This is a genomic window from Delftia deserti (assembly GCF_042653485.1).
GTDB lineage: Bacteria > Pseudomonadota > Gammaproteobacteria > Burkholderiales > Burkholderiaceae_C > Comamonas > Comamonas acidovorans.
Window position 1 is genome coordinate 2,756,656 of the sequence record NZ_JBHSIH010000001.1, and the last position, 17,569, is coordinate 2,774,224.

Here is a 17,569-nt window from a genome sequence, read left to right on the forward strand (position 1 = left end):
GGGCACGGGCCGCCATTATCCCGTGGCGCATGCGGCCGAGCCCGGCGCAGGGTTGCCCACGGAGGCGGTTGTCATCCAGCTGTCGGCCCGGGCCTTCCCTGCTGGGCGCCGCCTGCCGCAGCGGCCACAATGGGCCATGAGCCGTCCGGGCCGCATCCCGCGCCCGGCCCCAGCAACGCAAAGGAGAGCGCCCGCCATGACCACCACCCATTTGCTGTACCTGCACGGCTTTCGCTCCTCTCCCCAATCCACCAAGGCCCGGCGCCTGGCCGAGCATGTGGCCACGCGCCATCCCCATGTGCGCTGGTGGAGCCCGCAACTGCCCCCTTCCCCGCGCGAAGCGGCTGCCCTGATTGCCGATGGCATCGGCAGCTGGCCGCGCGAGACCATGGCCGTGATCGGATCCTCGCTGGGCGGCTACTACGCCAGCTGGGTGGCCCAGCTGGCGCGCTGCCGCAGCGTGATGATCAACCCGGCCGTCAACCCGGCGCGCGATCTTGAAAAGTACATCGGCGAGCAGACTTCCTGGCACAACCCGGAGGAGCGTTTCTTCTTCCGCCGCGAATACATCGAGGAGCTGCGCGCGCTGGACACGCGCCATATGACACCGGCCGCCCCCGAAATGCTGCTGGCGGCCGAGGGCGACGAGGTGCTGGACTGGCGCGAGATGAGCGCACGCTATCCGCATGCGCTGCAGATCATCCAGGAGGGCGGCGATCACGCGCTGAGCAGCTTCGAGGAGTACCTGCCCCAGCTGGACGAGTTCCTGAATCTGGCCTGATGCCGCGCAAGACTGCGCGGCAGCTGCCAGCCGCAGCATGGGAGAATGTCGGGCTATGCACGCATTGTTTGAAGAATCCGGCAAGTTCCTGGCCGGCCGCATCCTCTCCGAAGCCGACACCTCCGCCCAGGTGGAGCTGGACTCGGGCAAACGGGTCAAGGTCAAGTCGGCCAACATCCTGCTCAAGTTCGACAAGCCGGCGCCTGCCGAACTGATCGCCCAGGCCCAGGCGCAGGCCGCCCAGATCGATCTGGACCTGGCCTGGGAATTCGCCCCCGAGGAGGAATTCGGCTTCGCCGACCTTGCACGCGACTATTTCTCGGACAAGGCCACGCTGGCCGAGCAGGCCGGCGCGCTGTTCCGCCTGTACGACGCCCCGCACTACTTCCGCCGCTCCGGCAAGGGCCGCTTCAAGAAGGCACCGGCCGAGATCCTGCAGCAGGCGCTGGCCGGCATAGAGAAGAAAAAGCAGATCCAGGCCCAGATCACGGCCTGGGCCGAGCAGCTGGGCGCCGGCGAATGCCCCGGCCCCATCCGCGAGCAGCTCTACAAGATCCTGTTCCGCCCCGACAAGAACGCCGCCGAATACAAGGCCGTGGTCGAGGCCAGCCGCGCCACGCGACTGGCACCGCTGGACCTGCTGCACAGGGCCGGCGCCATTGAATCGGCCTACGAGTTCCACTGGAAGCGCTTCCTGTTCGACCACTTCCCCAAGGGCACGCAGTTCCCGGCCCTGCAGGCACCCCAGCCACCGGCCGACCTGCCGCTGGCCGAGGTCCAGGCGTTTTCCATCGATGACTCGGCCACCACCGAAATCGACGATGCGCTGTCGGTGCGCGGCCTGGGCACGGGCACGGTCACCGTGGGTATCCACATTGCCGCGCCCGGACTGGCCATCGTGCCGGGCACGCCGCTGGACCAGCTCGGCCGCTCGCGTCTGTCCACCGTCTACATGCCCGGCTACAAGATCACCATGCTGCCCGACGAGGTGGTGCAGATCTACACGCTGGACGAAGGCCGCGCCAACCCCGCCGTGTCGCTGTACGTCACGGTGGACGAGGCCACGCTGGAGACCACGGCCAGCGAGACGCGCCTGGAGCGCGTGCCCGTGCAGGTCAACTTCCGCCATGACAAGCTGGACCACATCGTCACCGAGCAGTGGCTGGCCGACCCCTCCTTCGAGGTCGAGGGCACGCCCGAAGTGCTGCAAGGCAAGCGCGCCGAACTGACGTTCCTGCAGCGCTGGGCCAAGCACCTGAAGGCCGGGCGCGAACTGGTGCGCGGCAAGCCCGAGAACTTCAACCGTCCCGACTACAACTTCCGCCTGGTGGGCAACGACAGCGCGGAGCCCCGCGGCAACGAGCAGGTGGAGATCAGCGTGCGCAAGCGCGGCGCGCCGCTGGACCTGATCGTGGCCGAGGCCGCCATCGTGGCCAACAGCACCTGGGGCGGCTGGATGGCCGAGCTCGGCGTGCCCGGCATCTACCGCAGCCAGGCCAGCCTGACGCCCGGCATCAAGGTGCGCATGTCCACCAAGGCGCAGCCCCATGCAGGCATCGGCGTCAAGAGCTATGCCTGGGCCACCTCGCCGCTGCGCCGCTACGTGGACCTGGTCAACCAGTGGCAGATCATTGCCTGCGCGCGCCACGGCAAGACCGCCGCCCTGGCCGCGCCGTTCAAGCCCAAGGATGCCGAGCTGTTCGGCATCATCAGCAGCTTCGATGGCGCCTACAGCGCCTACAACGGCTACCAGGCCGGCATGGAGCGGTTCTGGACGCTCAAGTACCTGCAGCAGCACGCCATCACCGAGCTGACGGCCACCGTCATCAAGGAAGGCATGGGCGGCGGCCTGCTGGTGCGCGCCGATGACCTGCCCCTGGTCTTCCCCGTGCTGGGCGTCACCGGCCTGCCGCGCGGCGCCCATGTGCGCGTGCGCCTGGGCGAGATCGACGAGATCGCGCTCGATGTCTCGGGCACGCTGATCGAGCGCCTGGATGGCGATGCGGCGGCCGCTGCCGATGGCGCCGAAGACAGTGCCGAGGATGACGAGGAAGCCGTGGCCGGCCCCATCGCCATCGCCGTGGACATGAACGAGACCGATGGCACACCGGCGGCCGACCCCGCCCAGTCCTGACCTGCCTCGCATCCGAGCAACTGCCTTAGATCTGACGTGAAACTGCCTACCGCCCTCCGTTCCCTGAGCACGCTGCAGTTGGCACTGGGCGTTTCCATCGCCCTGCATGCCGGGTTGTTCTCGTTCCGGTTCATCGACCCGGAGCGCTTCGACCGCGTGTTCCAGGACACGCCGCTGGAAGTCATCCTGGTCAATGCCCGCGCCAACGAGCAGCCCGACAAGGCGCAGGCCATCGCACAGACCTCGCTGGCCGGTGGCGGCGAGGCCGACAAGGGCCGGGCCTCCAGCCCCATGCCCTACTCGGCACTCACGGCCGTGGGCGACGACTTCGAGGAACGCCAGCGCCAGATCGACTCCATGCAGGAGCAGCAGACCGTCTTGCTGACGCAGTTGCGCAAGCAGGTCGCGGCCCTGCCGCCGCTGGACCCGCGCGAGGCGGCCAAGCAGACCAAGGAGCAGCAGGCCCAGCAGGAAAAGCGCCAGCAGCTGGTCAAGCTGCTGGCCGAGATCGAAAAGCGCATCAACGAGGAAAACGCCCGCCCCAAGAAGCGCTATATCAGCCCGTCCACGCGCGAGGCCGTCTACGCCATCTACTACGACGGCCTGCGCCGCAAGGTCGAGGACAAGGGCACGGAGAACTTCCCCGAGCAGGCCGGCAAGAAGCTCTACGGCGAGCTGGTCATGATCCTCACCGTCAACCACGACGGGCGGGTGCTGTCCACCGAGATCGTGCAGGGCTCGGGCAACCGCCTGCTGGACACCCGGGCCGAGGCCATCGCGCGTGCGGCCGGCCCCTTCGGCCACTTCGGCCCCGCCATGCGTGCCAAGGCCGACCAGATCGCCGTGGTCTCGCGCTTCAAGTTCACCCGCGAGCAGACGCTGCAGACGACCGTGCAGTAGCGCCCTCCTCTTGTCTTCGCGCACCCTCCTATTCCGACATGACTTCCGCCGCCACCTCCTCCGACCGCTACTGCGTCATGGGCAACCCCGTCGCGCACAGCCGTTCGCCCTGGATCCATGCCCGCTTTGCCGAACTGTGCGGGCAGGACCTGCACTACGAGCGCCAGCATGTGGAGCTGCAAGGCTTTGCCGAGGCCGTGCGCGGCTTTGTCGCGGCAGGCGGGCGCGGCTGCAATGTCACCGTGCCCTTCAAGCTGGAAGCCGCACAGCTGGCCACCACCTCCAGCGAGCGCGTGCAACTGGCCGGCGCCGCCAACACCCTGGTGCTGGCGGCGGACGGCATCCATGCCGACAACACCGACGGCCTGGGCCTGGTGGCCGACATCGTGCGCAATGCGGGCGTGCCGCTGGCCGGGCGCGACCTGCTGCTGCTGGGCGCGGGCGGTGCCGCAGCCGGCGCACTGGGCTCGCTGCTTGCCGAGCGCCCGCGCCGCATCGCCGTGGTCAACCGCACCTTCGAGCGCGCCCAGGCCCTGGTGCAGCGCCATGCCGCCATCGCCGCGCACCATGGCGTGGAACTGGTGGCGCTGGAGCAGCAGGCCGTGGATGAGGATTTCGACGTGGTCATCAACGCCACCGCCAGCAGCCTGGCCGGTGCCGAGGTGCCCGTGCCGGCCCGCGTGCTGCGGCCTGGCAGCCTGGCCTACGACATGATGTACGGCGCCGCAGCCCAGGGCTTCCTGCAATGGGCCGAGCAGCATGGCGCCCAGGCCCGCGACGGGCTGGGCATGCTGGTGGAGCAGGCCGCCGAATCGTTCGCGCTGTGGCGCGGCGTGCGCCCGCCCTCGGCCCAGGTGCTGAACGAGCTGCGCGCCCATATTGCTCAAGGCGGCTGAGCGCTTTATGAAATCCCTGGCACGCGCCCTGCTGCTGGTGCTGTGCGCCGGCCTGCTGCTGCAGCTGTTCTTTGTGCTGCGCATTGCGCTGATGGTGGTGGTCGATCCTGAATCCACGGCCTTTCAGCGCTCCGAGGCCTGGCAGCTGCTGCGCAGCTCCGAAGGCCTGCACTGGAGCCAGCAATGGCTGCCCTACGACCGCATCGCGCCCACGCTCAAGCGTGCCGTCATCGCCTCCGAAGATGACAGCTTCACCGAACACCACGGGGTGCAATGGGAGGCCATCGAGAAGGCCTGGCAGCGCAACCAGCGCGCCGAAGCCCGTGCCCAGAAGGCAGACAACGGCAAGGCGCCCAAGATCTACGGCGGCTCCACCATCACCCAGCAGCTGGCCAAGAACCTGCTGCTGTCGGGCGAACGCAGCCTGCTGCGCAAGGGCCAGGAACTGGTGCTGACCCAGCTGCTGGAACTGATGCTGAGCAAGCAGCGCATCCTGGAGATCTACCTCAACAGCGTGGAATGGGGCCAGGGCGTGTTTGGCGCGGAGGCTGCAGCCCGCCACTACTTCCGCAAGAGCGCCTCCCAGCTCATCGCGGCCGAGGCCGCACGCCTGGCCGTGATGCTGCCCCAGCCCAAGCGCTTCGAGAAGCTGCCCAACTCCGGCTATCTGCTGCAGCGCACGCGCACGGTCATGCAAAGAATGCCCAGCGCCGTCGTCCCCTGAACGGCTACAGTCACGCCATGCGCATTCTTGGAATCGACCCCGGGCTGCAGACCACGGGATTCGGCGTGATCGACGTCGACGGCCACCGCCTGGCCTATGTGGCCAGCGGCACCATCCGCACCACCGGCATCGCGCTCGGCGACCTGCCGGGCCGGCTCAAGCTGCTGTTCGACGGCATCTCGGAAGTCGCCAGCCGCTACCAACCCGACACCTCGGCCGTGGAAATCGTCTTCGTCAACGTCAACCCCCAGTCCACGCTGCTGCTGGGCCAGGCGCGCGGCGCCGCGCTCACGGCCCTGGTCAACGCGGGCCTGCCGGTCGCCGAATACACGGCACTGCAGATGAAGAAGGCCATGACCGGCCACGGCCGCGCGGCCAAGAGCCAGATCCAGGAAATGGTGCGCCGCCTGCTGCAACTGCCCGGCCTGCCCGGCACCGACGCGGCCGACGCCCTGGGCCTGGCCATCACCCACGCCCATGCGGGCGCCGCCATGTCGAAGATGGCCGAGGTCACGCAGCTGCAGCGCCGCCAGCATGCCGTCTACAAGGGCGGCAGGGTGTATTGACTCCCCCTGAGGCGCTGCGCGCCTTCTCCCTGAGGGGGACGACAGCCTAGCTGCGGGGCGGCCCTTGCTTGCTGTCTCTCCTGTCTCTCGCCTGAGCGCCCCCCGCAGACGCCATGGTCTCGATCTCGCTACCTTAACTGCGTTGAATGGGATGCGAGTCAGGGCCGCCCTCAGACAATGCGGCCGAAGAACAGAACGGCAAAAAACGTCACGCCGGCAATCACGGTCCACTTGAGGATGATGAAGCCCCAGCGCTTGTAGTGCGGCCGGCCCGTGCCCAGGTAGAACGCGAAGGAGACGGCCGAGGCCAGCAGCAGCATGGTGGCCAGCCAGCGGAAGATCAGCATGGCGGCGCTCGCCTCACCAGGCCCGCGCGGGCTGGGCGAAGCCCTTGGGCGCCTGGCGCTCGCTGTCGAAGCTGACCAGTTCCCAGGCGTCGGGCTGGGCCAGCAGGGCACGCAGCAACTGGTTGTTCATGCCGTGGCCCGAGCGGAAGGCGCTGTAGGCGGCCAGCAGCGGCCTGCCGATCAGGTACAGGTCGCCGATGGCGTCGAGTATCTTGTGCTTGGCGAACTCGTCGTCGTAGCGCAGGCCGTCGCTGTTGAGTACCTTGTAGTCGTCCATGACGATGGCGTTGTCCATGCCACCACCCAGCGCCAGGCCATGGCTGCGCAGCATTTCCACGTCCTTGGTGAAGCCGAAGGTGCGCGCGCGTGCGATGTCGCGCGTGTAGTTGTCCTCGCCCATGTCGAACTCCACGCACTGGCCCGTGGAGTCCACGGCCGGATGGGCGAAGTCGATCTCGAAGCGCAGCTTGAAGCCGTGGTAGGGGTCGAAGCGCGCCCATTTCAGGTTCTGGCCCTCGCCCTCGCGCACCTCGACGGGGCGGATGACGCGGATGAAGCGCTTGGGAGCCTTCTGCAGCTCGATGCCCGCGCTTTGCAGCAGGAACACGAAAGAGGCGGAGGAGCCGTCGAGGATGGGCACTTCCTCGGCGGTGATGTCTATATAGATGTTGTCGAGCCCGAGGCCGGCAATCGCCGACATCAGGTGCTCCACGGTATGCACCTTGGCGCCGCCGGTGCCGATGGTCGACGCCATGCGCGTGTCGGTGACGGCTTCGGCCGAGATCGGGATGTCCACGGGTTCCGGCAAATCCACGCGACGGAACACGATGCCGGTGTCGGGCTGCGCGGGTCGCAGCGTCAACTCGACGCGCTGGCCGCTGTGCAGGCCCACGCCAACGGCACGGGTGATCGTCTTGATGGTGCGTTGTTGGAGCATCCGGCTATTTTAAAGTGCGTCAGCCGTGCGCAGGGCATGGCCCTGGCACGGCATTCGCTATCACAACCATGCAGCGACCGTATCGGCCGCTGCTCAGTCGGCCTGCTTGCGCAGGAAGGCCGGGATTTCCAGATCGTCCATGCCGCCGGAGGCCAGGGCATCGACGCGGGCAGCGGCCTGCGTGCGGTTGGTACGCCAGACGCTGGGCACCGACATGTTGTTGGCATAGTCGGCACCGCCAGCGGCACCGCCGACCAGGCCGCCGGCTGCCGTGGCGGCACCCATGGAGGCCGACGGCAGCTGGTAGCTCATGTTGTCGGTACCGGTGCGCAGACCGCCCTGCACCACCTGCATGTTCTGGCGGCGTGCGCTGGGGCGCGACAGGCCGGTGGCGACCACGGTGACGCGGATCTCGTCGCCCAGGGTGTCGTCGTAGGCGGCGCCGTAGATCACATGCGCATCGGGCGAGGCATAGGCATTGATGGTGCTCATGGCCAGGCGCGACTCGGACAGCTTCAGGCTGCCCTTGGCGGCCGTGACCAGCACCAGCACGCCCTTGGCGCCCGACAGGTCGATGCCTTCCAGCAGCGGGCAGGCCACGGCCTGCTCGGCGGCGATGCGCGCGCGGTCGGGGCCGGCGGCCTTGGCCGTGCCCATCATGGCCTTGCCGGGCTCGCCCATGACGGTGCGCACGTCTTCGAAGTCGACGTTCACATGGCCGTACTCGTTGATGATTTCGGCAATGCCGCCCACGGCGTTCTTGAGAACGTCGTTGGCATGGGCAAAGGCCTCGTCCTGAGAGATGTCGTCACCCAGCACGTCCAGCAGCTTCTCGTTGAGCACGACGATCAGCGAATCGACATTGGCTTCGAGCTCGTTGAGGCCGCTGTCGGCGTTGGCCATGCGTCGGCCACCTTCCCACTCGAAGGGCTTGGTGACCACGCCCACGGTGAGGATGCCCATTTCCTTGGCCACGCGCGCGATCACGGGCGCAGCGCCCGTGCCCGTGCCGCCGCCCATGCCGGCCGTGATGAACAGCATGTGCGCGCCTTCGATGGCGGTGCGGATGTCGTCCTCGGCCAGCTCGGCGGCTTCGCGGCCCTTGTCGGGCTTGCTGCCTGCGCCCAGGCCGCTGCCACCGAGCTGGATGGTGCGGTGGGCGCTGCTGCGCAGCAGCGCCTGCGCGTCGGTGTTGGCGCAGACGAATTCCACGCCCTGCACGTTGCGCGCAATCATGTGCTCCACGGCATTGCCGCCGCCGCCGCCAACGCCGATCACCTTGATCTGCGTACCCTGGTTGAATTCTTCAACTTCAATCATGTCGATGGGCATGTTGGTTCTCCTGTAGCTCTCTGTAAGTGGTCACCACCGTCTGGGGAAAATTCTGTCTTCTGTCCGGTATTCGGAAGCCGGTGGGCGGGCCGGTAATGCGCAGTCGATGAAAGCACATATCAAAAGTTCCCCACGATGAAGTCTTTGAAACGGCCAAAAGCGGTCTTCATCGACCCACTCTTTTGTGCCACCTTGAAACCGCGCAGGCGAGCCAGGCGGGCCTCTTCGAGCAATCCCATCACGGTGGCGGCGCGGGGTTGGGCCACCATGTCTGCCAGAGCGCTCGAATACTTGGGGATGCCGCGGCGCACGGGCTTGAGGAAGATGTCCTCGCCCAGTTCCACCATGCCCGGCATGACGGCGCTGCCGCCGGTCAGCACGATGCCCGAGGACAGAACTTCCTCGTAGCCGGAATCGCGCACCACCTGCTGCACCAAAGAAAAGATCTCTTCCACGCGCGGCTCGATCACGCCGGCCAGCGCCTGCTTGCTGATCATGCGCGGGCTGCGGTCGCCCAGGCCCGGCACTTCGACCTGGGCATCGGGGTCGGCCAGCAGTTGCTTGGCATAGCCGCTTTCGACCTTGATGTCCTCGGCGTCCTTGGTCGGCGTGCGCAGCGCCATGGCGATGTCGCTGGTGATCAGGTCGCCCGCGATCGGGATGACGGCCGTGTGCCGGATGGCGCCGCCCGTGAAGATGGCCACGTCGGTGGCGCCCGCGCCGATGTCGACCACGGCCACGCCCAGCTCGCGCTCGTCATCGGTGAGCACGGCCTGGCTCGATGCCAGCGGGTTGAGCAGCAGCTGCTCGACCTCCAGGCCGCAGCGGCGCACGCACTTGATGATGTTCTCGGCCGCGCTCTGCGCACCCGTGACGATGTGGATCTTGGCCTCCAGGCGGATGCCGCTCATGCCGATGGGCTCGCGCACTTCCTGGCCGTCGATCACGAACTCCTGCGGCTCGACCAGCAGCAGCCGCTGGTCCGAGGAGATGTTGATGGCCTTGGCCGTCTCCATCACCCGCGCCACGTCGGTGGCCGTGACTTCCTTGTCCTTGATGGCCACCATGCCGCTGGAGTTCAGGCCGCGGATGTGGCTGCCGGTGATGCCGGTGCACACGCGCTGGATCTTGCAGTCGGCCATCAGCTCGGCCTCCTTCAGCGCCTGCTGGATGCTCTGCACCGTGGCGTCGATGTTCACCACCACGCCCCGCTTGAGTCCGTTGCTCGGGGCCACGCCGAGGCCGGCGAGCTTGAGTTCGCCGTTGTACAGGACCTCGGCGACCACGACCATGACCTTGGCCGTGCCGATGTCCAGTCCGACGATCACATCTTTGTATTCTCTTGCCATATCAGCATCCGCCCCCGGTTGGTTCTGTCCTGTCGCTGTGTCGCTGCATGGTGTGCGTGTACATAGGTCTTTCCTCCCTCGTCTTCAGCGTCGGGGACGCACTGCAGCCGGCGCCTTGGCCGTGCCGGTGGTCACACCGCGCAGCCTCAGCGCATATCCGTCTTCGTAGCGCAGGTCGGCCGACTCGATGGCGTCGGCCTTGCGCTTGTATTGGGTCGTGATCTGGGGCAGCGTGCGCACGAAGCGCTGCACGCGCTGCAGCACGGCTTCCACGCTGCCGCCACCCAGTTCGATCTGTGCATCATTGGCCAGCCTGAGCTGCCAGCTTCCGCGTGCATTGAGCGTGAGCCCGTCGATCTCCACATCCAGCGGCCCCAGCGCCGGCACCAGCAGCCGGTACATCTGCAGCATCTGCGGGGCGCTGTCCTCGGGGCCCTGCAGGCGCGGCAGGCCGTCGCGATCGAGCTCGCCCAGGTTGGCCTCGAAGACCTCGCCAAAGCTGTTGACCAGGCCGGTACCCGAATCAGGCCCCCAGAAGGCCTCGGCCACATGCTCGTGCAGGATGACGCGCAGGCTGTTGGGGTAGTCGCGTCGCACCTGTGCCTCGCGCACCCAGGGGACCTGCTCGAATGCCGCCTTGGCGCCCTTGAGGTCCACGGTGAAGAAGTTGCCCGTGAGCACGGGCGCCACATTCGCGCGCAAGGTCACCGTGTTGTTGTGCACCAGCTCGCCCTCGACCACGATGCGGCCGATGTTGAAGGCCGGGTGGCGCAGCGCCCACCAGCTCACCGCTGCCAGCCCCAGCGCAGCCACGCCCACGAACAGGACCGTGGCGGTCACGTTCATGAGCTTGACGTCGAAGGGGGCCGGCAGGGAGTAGCTCATGCGTGCTCCTGCTCCGGTTGCGCGGCGTCCAGCGCGGCGCTGGCCAGGATGCCCAGGCAGAGGTTTTCGTAGCTCACTCCGATGGCGCGGGCCGACATGGGCACCAGAGAGTGGCCGGTCATGCCCGGCGAGGTGTTGATCTCCAGCAGGAAGGGCTTGCGATCGCTGGCGCGGATCATGATGTCGGCGCGCGACCAGCCGCGGCAGCCCAGCGTGCGGAAGGCGCGCACGACGATGCGCCGGATCTCGGCCTCTTCCTCGGCGGGCAGTCCGCTGGGGCAGTGGTACTGGGTGTCGTCGGTGAAGTACTTGTTCTGGTAGTCGTAGTTGCCTTCGGGGGCGACGATGCGGATCACGGGCAGCGCATGGGCGCCCTCGCCCGTGCCGAGCACGGGGCAGGTGGTCTCGTCGCCCTCGATGAACTCCTCGCAGAGCACTTCGGGGTCGTAGCGGGAGGCCAGCACATAGGCCTGCTCGCATTCCTCGGCCGTCCAGACCTTGGTCAGGCCGATGGTCGAGCCCTCGCGCGAGGGCTTGACGATCATGGGCGCGCCCAGCGCCTGCAGCGCGGCGCGCGTCTCGCCTGCGCTGGCGACCAGGCGCCAGTCCGGCGTGGGCAGGCCCTCGAAGCGCCAGATGCGCTTGGTCATGATCTTGTCCATGGCAATGCTCGAGGCCATCACGCCGGGGCCCGTGTACGGGATGCCCAGCAGCTCCAGCGCGCCCTGCACCGTGCCGTCTTCGCCGTAGCGGCCATGCAGCGCGATGAAGCAGCGGTCGAACCCGTCCTTCTTCAATTCGCCCAGGTCACGCTCGGCGGGGTCGAAGGCATGGGCGTCCACGCCCTGCGACAGCAGGGCCTTGAGCACGCCCGTGCCCGACATCAGCGAGACCTCGCGCTCGGCCGAGCGGCCGCCCAACAGCACGGCCACCTTGCCCAGGGCCTTGACATCGATCTGGGTGCCGAAGCTGCTCATTGCGCAGCCTCCTGCTGCGCCTGCAGCTCTTGTTTCTGAAGCATTTCGACCAACTTTCCGGGCACGGCGCCAATCGAGCCTGCCCCCATGCACAACAACACGTCGCCATCGCGTGCATGGACGGCAATGGCCGCCGGCAGCTCGGCAACGTTTTCCACAAACACCGGCTCGACACGGCCGGCCACGCGCAGGGCGCGTGTCAGCGAGCGGCCGTCGGCCGCCACCACGGGCGCCTCGCCGGCCGCATAGACCTCGGTCAGCAGCACGGCGTCGGCCAGGCCGATGACCTTGACGAAATCCTCGAAGCAGTCGCGCGTGCGGCTGTAGCGGTGCGGCTGAAAGGCCAGCACCAGGCGACGGCCCGGGAAGGCGCCGCGCGCGGCGGCCAGCGTGGCCGCCATCTCGACGGGGTGGTGGCCATAGTCGTCGATGACGGTGAAGCTGCCGCCGTCGGCAGCCGCCAGTTCGCCGTAGCGCTGGAAGCGCCGGCCCACGCCCTTGAAGCTTTCGAAGGCACGCAGCAGCGCGTCGTCGGAGATCTCCAGCTCCATGGCCACGGCCACGGCCGACAGCGCGTTGAGCACGTTGTGCTCGCCCGGCAGGCTCAGCACCACGTCCAGGTCGGGATAGCTCTGGCCGTTGCTGCGGCGCACCGTGAAATGCATGCTGCCCGCCTCGGCGCGCACGTTGAGGGCGCGCACCTGGGCGTCCTCGGCAAAGCCGTAGGTGGTCACGGGGCGGGCCACCTGGGGCAGGATCTCGCGCACGGCCGGGCTGTCCACGCAAAGGATGGCACGGCCGTAGAACGGCATGCGGTGCAGGAAATCGACGAAGGCGCCCTTGAGCCGGCCGAAGTCATGGCCGTAGGTTTCCATGTGGTCGGCGTCGATGTTGGTGACGACGGCCATCACGGGCAGCAGGTTCAGGAAGGAGGCATCGGACTCGTCGGCCTCGACCACGATGTAGTCGCCCTGGCCCAGCTTGGCGTTGGCACCCGCGCTGTTGAGCTTGCCGCCGATGACGAAGGTCGGGTCCAGCCCGGCCTCGGCCAGCACGCTGGTCACCAGGCTGGTGGTCGTGGTCTTGCCATGGGCACCCGCGATGGCGATGCCCTGCTTGAAGCGCATGAGCTCGGCCAGCATCAGCGCACGCGGCACGACGGGAATCTTGCGCTCGCGCGCGGCCAGCACCTCGGGATTGTCGGACTGCACGGCGGTGGAGGTGACGACGGCGTCAGCCCCCTCGATGTGCGCGGCCGCATGGCCGACGTGGGTGGCGATGCCCAGGCCGGCGAGCCGGCGCAGCGTGGCGCTGTCGGACAGGTCCGAGCCCGAGATGGCGTAACCCAGGTTGTGCAGCACCTCGGCGATGCCGCTCATTCCGGCGCCGCCGATGCCGACGAAATGGATGTGATGAATGGCGTGCTTCATGCGGCCAGTTCCTCACAGGCGGCGACCACCTCGGCGGTGGCATCGGTCTTTTGCATTTTCTTGGCTTTTCCAGCGCGCTCCAGCAGCGTCGCACGCTGCATATTTTGTAGCATTTCGGCCAGGCTTTGGGCAGTCAGTGCGCTTTGTTGCATCAACCATCCACCACCGGCATCGACCAGGAAACGCGCGTTCGTGGTCTGGTGGTCGTCCACGGCGGACGGGAAGGGCACATAGATGGCTGCGGCGCCCACGGCCGCGATCTCGGTGACCGTGCTGGCGCCCGCGCGGCAGACGATGACATCGGCCTCGGCAAAGGCGCGCGCCGTGTCGTCGATGAAGGGCGTCAGCTCGGCCTGCACGCCTGCCGCCGCGTAGTTGGCGCGCAGGGCATCGATCTGCGCGGCGCCGCTTTGGTGCAGCACGACGGGCCGCACATCGGCAGGAATCAGGGCCAGCGCCTGGGGCACGATCTCGTTGAGCGCCTTGGCGCCCAGGCTGCCGCCCACCACCAGCAGGCGCAGCGGACCGCTGCGGCCCGCAAAGCGCTGCTCGGGCGCAGGCTGCTCGGTGAAGGCCCGGCGCAGCGGGTTGCCGACCCAGCGGCCCTTTGGGAACACGTTGGGGAAGGCCGTGAAGATCCGGTGGGAAACGCTGGCCAGCACCTTGTTGGCCATGCCGGCCACGGAGTTCTGCTCATGCAGCACCAGGGGCTTGCCGGCCAGCACGGCCATCATGCCGCCGGGAAAGCTGATGTAGCCGCCCAGGCCCACGACCACGTCGGGCTTGACCCGGCGCACCACGGCCAGCGCCTGCCAGAAGGCACGCAGCAGGCGCATGGGCAAAAAGGCCAGGGTCATGATGCCCTTGCCGCGCACGCCCGAGAACTCGATGGTCTCCAGCGGGAAGCCCTGGGCGGGCACGATGCGCGACTCCATGGAGCCGGGCGCGCCCAGCCAGCGCACGTTCCAGCCTCGCTCGCGCAGGGCCTGGGCCACGGCCAGCCCCGGGAAGATATGTCCGCCCGTGCCGCCGGCCATGATCAGGGCCGTGCGCTGGCGTTGCGTGCGTTGGGAGGTGGGCTGCTGTGTCATGCATGCCCTCCCTTCATCAGCAACTTGTTCTCGTAGTCCACCCTTAACACCACCGCTATCGCTATCAGATTCATCAAAATGGCCGAGCCCCCGAAACTCATCAGGGGCAGCGTCAGCCCCTTGGTCGGCAGCGCGCCCAGGTTCACGCCCATGTTGATGAAGGCCTGGAAACCCATCCAGATCGCAATGCCCTCGGCCACCAGGCCGGAGAACACCCGGTCCAGCGCAATGGCCTGCCGCCCTATGAGCATGATGCGGCGCGTCAGCCACAGGAAGGTGACGGCGATCAAGAGCACGCCGACCAGGCCGAATTCCTCGCCGATCACGGCCAGCAGGAAGTCGGTGTGCGCCTCGGGCAGCCAGTGCAGCTTCTCGACGCTGCGGCCCAGGCCCACGCCGAAGATCTCGCCGCGCCCGATGGCGATCAGCGCATGCGACAGCTGGTATCCCTTGCCCAGGGCGTGCTTTTCATCCCAGGGATTGAGGTAGGCAAAGATGCGCTCGCGCCGCCATTCGGAGGTGGCGATGATCAGCACGAAGGCCAGCACCACCAGGGCCGCGATCAGGAAGAACATGCGCGCATTCACGCCGCCCAGGAACAGGATGCCCATGGCGATCACCACGATCACCATGAAGGCGCCCATGTCGGGCTCGGCCAGCAGCAGCACGCCGACCAGCACCACGGCCAGTCCCATGGGCAGCACGGCGCGGAAGAAGCGCTCCTTGACCTCCATCTTGCGCACCATGTAGTCGGCCGCATAGATGAGCACGGCGAACTTGGCCAGTTCGGACGGCTGGAAATTCATGATGCCCAGCGACAGCCAGCGCCGCGCGCCGTTGACCACGGTGCCCACATGCGGGATCAGCACGGCCACCAGCAGGACCAGGGACACCAGGAAGAGCTTGCGCGCCATGCGCTCCCAGGTGGCCATGGACACCTGGAAGGCCAGCAGCGCGCCGACGAAGGCCATGCCGATGGACATGGCATGGCGCATCAGGAAATGGGTGGGCGCGATCTTGCCGAAGCGCGGATTGTCCGGCATGGCGATCGATGCCGAATACACCATGATCAGGCTCCAGGCCAGCAGGCCGATGACCACCCAGATCAGGGCCTGGTCCAGGCCGAGCACGCTGGCCGGCGTCTGCGTGGGCCGGTGGTACTGGGGACCGCCCAGCCGCACGGGCAGCACGTCGATGGCCTTCTCCTGCGCGCCTCCGAACCAGGAGCGCATGCGGCCCAGGACCTGCGATACGGCGGTCATGCAGCACCTCCGAGTTCATGCCCGGCATCCAGCGCCAGCGCGCGCACGGCATCGACGAACTGGTGGGCCCGGTCCTCGTAGTTGCGGAACATGTCCAGACTGGCGCAGGCGGGCGACAGCAGCACGGCATCGCCCTCCTGGGCGCGCGAGGCGGCCAGCTCCACGGCGTCGGCCATGGTGGTGGCATCGACCAGGGGCACGCCGCAGTCCTGCAGGGCGGCGCGAATGCGGCCGGCGTCGCGGCCGATCAGCACGGCCGTGCGCACATGGCGCGACACGGGCGCGACCAGCGGAGAGAAATCCTGGCCCTTGCCGTCGCCACCCAGGATGACCACGATGCGGTGGTCAGGCCCCAGGCCGGACAGCGCGGCCACGGTGGCGCCCACGTTCGTGCCCTTGCTGTCGTCGTAGTACTCCACGCCGTTGACGCGGCCAATGGGCTGGACGCGGTGCGGCTCGCCCCGGTATTCACGCAGTCCATAGAGCAGCGGCGCCAGCGTGCAGCCGCCCGCGCTGGCCAGGGCCAGGGCGGACAGGGCGTTGATGGCGTTGTGCCGGCCGCGGATGCGCAGTGCGTCGGCAGGCATGAGGCGCTGGATGTACAGGTCTTCGGCGTTCTTGCCCTTGGCGGTTTCGTCGGCCTCATGGGCGCGCACCAGCCAGGTCATGCCGCTGACCACTTCCAGGCCGAAGTCGCCGGGGCGGCGCGGCATGTCGCCGCCGAAGGTGATGTGGGCGCGCTGCTGGGGCTTTTGGCGCTTGCCCGGCGGCACCACGGGCGCCGGCAGCATGCGCATGACCTCGGGGTCTTCGCGGTTGAGCACCATGGTGCCGCTGCTGCCGAAGATGCAGGCCTTGGCATCGGCATAGGCGCGCAGGCTGCCGTGCCAGTCCAGATGGTCCTGGGTGATGTTGAGCACGGCGGCGGCCGTGGGCTCGAACATCTGCACGCCATCGAGCTGGAAGCTGGACAGCTCCAGCACCCAGGCCTGGGGCAGCGCTTCGGCATCGATGGCCCGGGTCAGCGTGTCCAGCAGCGTGGGACCTATATTGCCGGCCACGGCCACGCGCAGGCCCGCATGCTCCAGCAGCTGGCCGGTCAGCGAGGTGACCGTGGTCTTGCCATTGGTCCCGGTGATGCCCAGCACCGTGGGACGGTAGCCATGGGCTGCGGCCAGGGCCTTGAGCGCCATGGCGAAGAGATCGAGCTCGCCGCCCACGGGCAGGCCCTGGGCGCGCGCGGTATCGACCACGGGCGCCACGGCGGCCGGGCTCAGGCCGGGCGAGCGGTAGACCAGGCCCAGGCTCTGGCCGTCCACCAGCTGCGCCGTGAACTCGCCGGGCACGAAGCGCACCTGGGGCAATTCGGTGGACAGCTGCTGCAGCTGGGGCGGTGCCTGGCGCGTATCGGCCACGATGACCTCGGCGCCGCAGCGCACGCACCAGCGTGCCATGGCCAGGCCCGAGGCGCCCAGGCCCAGCACGAGCACGCGCTGGCCCTGCAGGTGCTGGACCTGCTCGCCGGGCCAGCCGGCAGCCACGGGCGGCAGCACCTGTTCGGTTTCAACCGCCGCTTCGGCGGCAATGGGAGTGACCTCGGCATCGGACGAGTCGGAGATGCTGGGGTCGGCAAAGATCTGGGCCACGAAGGCGGCAGCATCCTTGGCCGCAGTCAGCGTGGCGATGTCGGGCACGGGCTCGGTCAGGGCCACAGGCACCTGCGGCACCTGCGCCGCCTGCGTCACCTCGGCGGCCGGAGGCTCCGCCTCGCCGTCGCCGGCTGGCGCGGGAGCCGGTGAATCGTCCAGGACCGGGTCCGCAACCACCTGCCCCTCGGGAGCGAGGCCCGGCATTCCGGCCGGGTCCGCCAGCTCGGCAAGCTCGGCAGGGGACGCCGGCACGGCGGGCTCGGTGGCCGGCAGTGCGTGGAGGTCGGTCTTGAAGTCTTCGGTGTTCAT

16 protein-coding genes are annotated in these 17,569 nt (G+C 68.1%); 6 read left to right on the top strand and 10 right to left on the bottom strand.

The genetic code is table 11. From position 1 onward, the window contains the following. Positions 1 to 196: 196 nt before the first annotated feature. Genes ACFPFG_RS13515 through ruvC form a run of 6 tightly spaced genes read left to right on the top strand, consistent with a single transcriptional unit; the run spans position 197 to position 6,001 of the window. Positions 197 to 781: a YqiA/YcfP family alpha/beta fold hydrolase gene (locus ACFPFG_RS13515; RefSeq protein WP_183018387.1), complete on the top strand. Its 585-nt coding sequence runs from the start codon at positions 197 to 199 to the stop codon at positions 779 to 781. Between the two features lie 55 nt (positions 782 to 836). Further along, complete coding sequence (locus tag ACFPFG_RS13520; protein ID WP_380106999.1) at positions 837 to 2,915, top strand: ribonuclease catalytic domain-containing protein; 2,079 nt, start codon at positions 837 to 839, stop codon at positions 2,913 to 2,915. A gap of 36 nt (positions 2,916 to 2,951) precedes the next feature. Continuing rightward, complete coding sequence (locus tag ACFPFG_RS13525) at positions 2,952 to 3,815, top strand: energy transducer TonB (RefSeq protein ID WP_012203413.1); 864 nt, start codon at positions 2,952 to 2,954, stop codon at positions 3,813 to 3,815. Between the two features lie 38 nt (positions 3,816 to 3,853). Beyond that, the gene (aroE, locus tag ACFPFG_RS13530) at positions 3,854 to 4,711 is read left to right on the top strand and encodes a shikimate dehydrogenase (protein WP_063327217.1); all 858 of its coding nucleotides are present in this window, start codon (positions 3,854 to 3,856) and stop codon (positions 4,709 to 4,711) included. Between the two features lie 7 nt (positions 4,712 to 4,718). Then, entirely contained in the window at positions 4,719 to 5,435 is a 717-nt protein-coding gene (mtgA, locus tag ACFPFG_RS13535) for a monofunctional biosynthetic peptidoglycan transglycosylase (RefSeq protein ID WP_380107002.1), read from the top strand. A gap of 17 nt (positions 5,436 to 5,452) precedes the next feature. Then, entirely contained in the window at positions 5,453 to 6,001 is a 549-nt protein-coding gene (gene ruvC / locus ACFPFG_RS13540) for a crossover junction endodeoxyribonuclease RuvC (protein ID WP_012203410.1), read from the top strand. 170 nt (positions 6,002 to 6,171) lie between these two features. On the opposite strand, the gene ACFPFG_RS13545 is transcribed toward ruvC, so the two are convergent. From ACFPFG_RS13545 to murD, 10 genes are all read right to left on the bottom strand, one after another. Next, positions 6,172 to 6,348 carry a hypothetical protein gene (locus ACFPFG_RS13545; RefSeq protein WP_197957358.1) on the bottom strand — a complete coding sequence of 59 codons (177 nt, stop codon included), beginning with the start codon at positions 6,346 to 6,348 and terminating at the stop codon, positions 6,172 to 6,174. A 13-nt stretch (positions 6,349 to 6,361) separates the two neighbouring features. Further along, positions 6,362 to 7,285, bottom strand: a complete 924-nt coding sequence (gene lpxC, locus ACFPFG_RS13550; RefSeq protein WP_012203406.1) for a UDP-3-O-acyl-N-acetylglucosamine deacetylase — start codon at positions 7,283 to 7,285, stop codon at positions 6,362 to 6,364. 93 nt (positions 7,286 to 7,378) lie between these two features. After that, positions 7,379 to 8,617, bottom strand: coding sequence for a cell division protein FtsZ (gene ftsZ, locus ACFPFG_RS13555; protein WP_183018383.1), 1,239 nt, complete (start codon positions 8,615 to 8,617; stop codon positions 7,379 to 7,381). Positions 8,618 to 8,736: 119 nt separating this feature from the next. Further along, a complete protein-coding gene (ftsA, locus tag ACFPFG_RS13560; RefSeq protein WP_012203404.1) occupies positions 8,737 to 9,966 on the bottom strand; it encodes a cell division protein FtsA in 1,230 nt (409 codons plus the stop codon). 84 nt (positions 9,967 to 10,050) lie between these two features. After that, complete coding sequence (locus ACFPFG_RS13565; RefSeq protein WP_012203403.1) at positions 10,051 to 10,851, bottom strand: cell division protein FtsQ/DivIB; 801 nt, start codon at positions 10,849 to 10,851, stop codon at positions 10,051 to 10,053. Then, positions 10,848 to 11,828 (bottom strand): D-alanine--D-alanine ligase, encoded by a 981-nt coding sequence (locus tag ACFPFG_RS13570; RefSeq protein ID WP_312377741.1) that lies wholly within the window; start codon positions 11,826 to 11,828, stop codon positions 10,848 to 10,850. Before ACFPFG_RS13570 ends, ACFPFG_RS13565 begins: the two co-directional genes overlap by 4 nt. Beyond that, positions 11,825 to 13,258, bottom strand: a complete 1,434-nt coding sequence (murC, locus tag ACFPFG_RS13575) for a UDP-N-acetylmuramate--L-alanine ligase (protein WP_197957360.1) — start codon at positions 13,256 to 13,258, stop codon at positions 11,825 to 11,827. Before murC ends, ACFPFG_RS13570 begins: the two co-directional genes overlap by 4 nt. Next, on the bottom strand, positions 13,255 to 14,349 hold the full coding sequence (gene murG, locus ACFPFG_RS13580; RefSeq protein ID WP_183018380.1) for an undecaprenyldiphospho-muramoylpentapeptide beta-N-acetylglucosaminyltransferase: 1,095 nt from the start codon (positions 14,347 to 14,349) through the stop codon (positions 13,255 to 13,257). The genes murC and murG overlap by 4 nt, the downstream gene beginning before the upstream one ends. Continuing rightward, positions 14,346 to 15,611: a putative lipid II flippase FtsW gene (gene ftsW, locus ACFPFG_RS13585; protein WP_012203399.1), complete on the bottom strand. Its 1,266-nt coding sequence runs from the start codon at positions 15,609 to 15,611 to the stop codon at positions 14,346 to 14,348. The genes murG and ftsW overlap by 4 nt, the downstream gene beginning before the upstream one ends. Then, positions 15,608 to 17,569 carry a UDP-N-acetylmuramoyl-L-alanine--D-glutamate ligase gene (murD, locus tag ACFPFG_RS13590; RefSeq protein WP_380107007.1) on the bottom strand — a complete coding sequence of 654 codons (1,962 nt, stop codon included), beginning with the start codon at positions 17,567 to 17,569 and terminating at the stop codon, positions 15,608 to 15,610. The genes ftsW and murD overlap by 4 nt, the downstream gene beginning before the upstream one ends.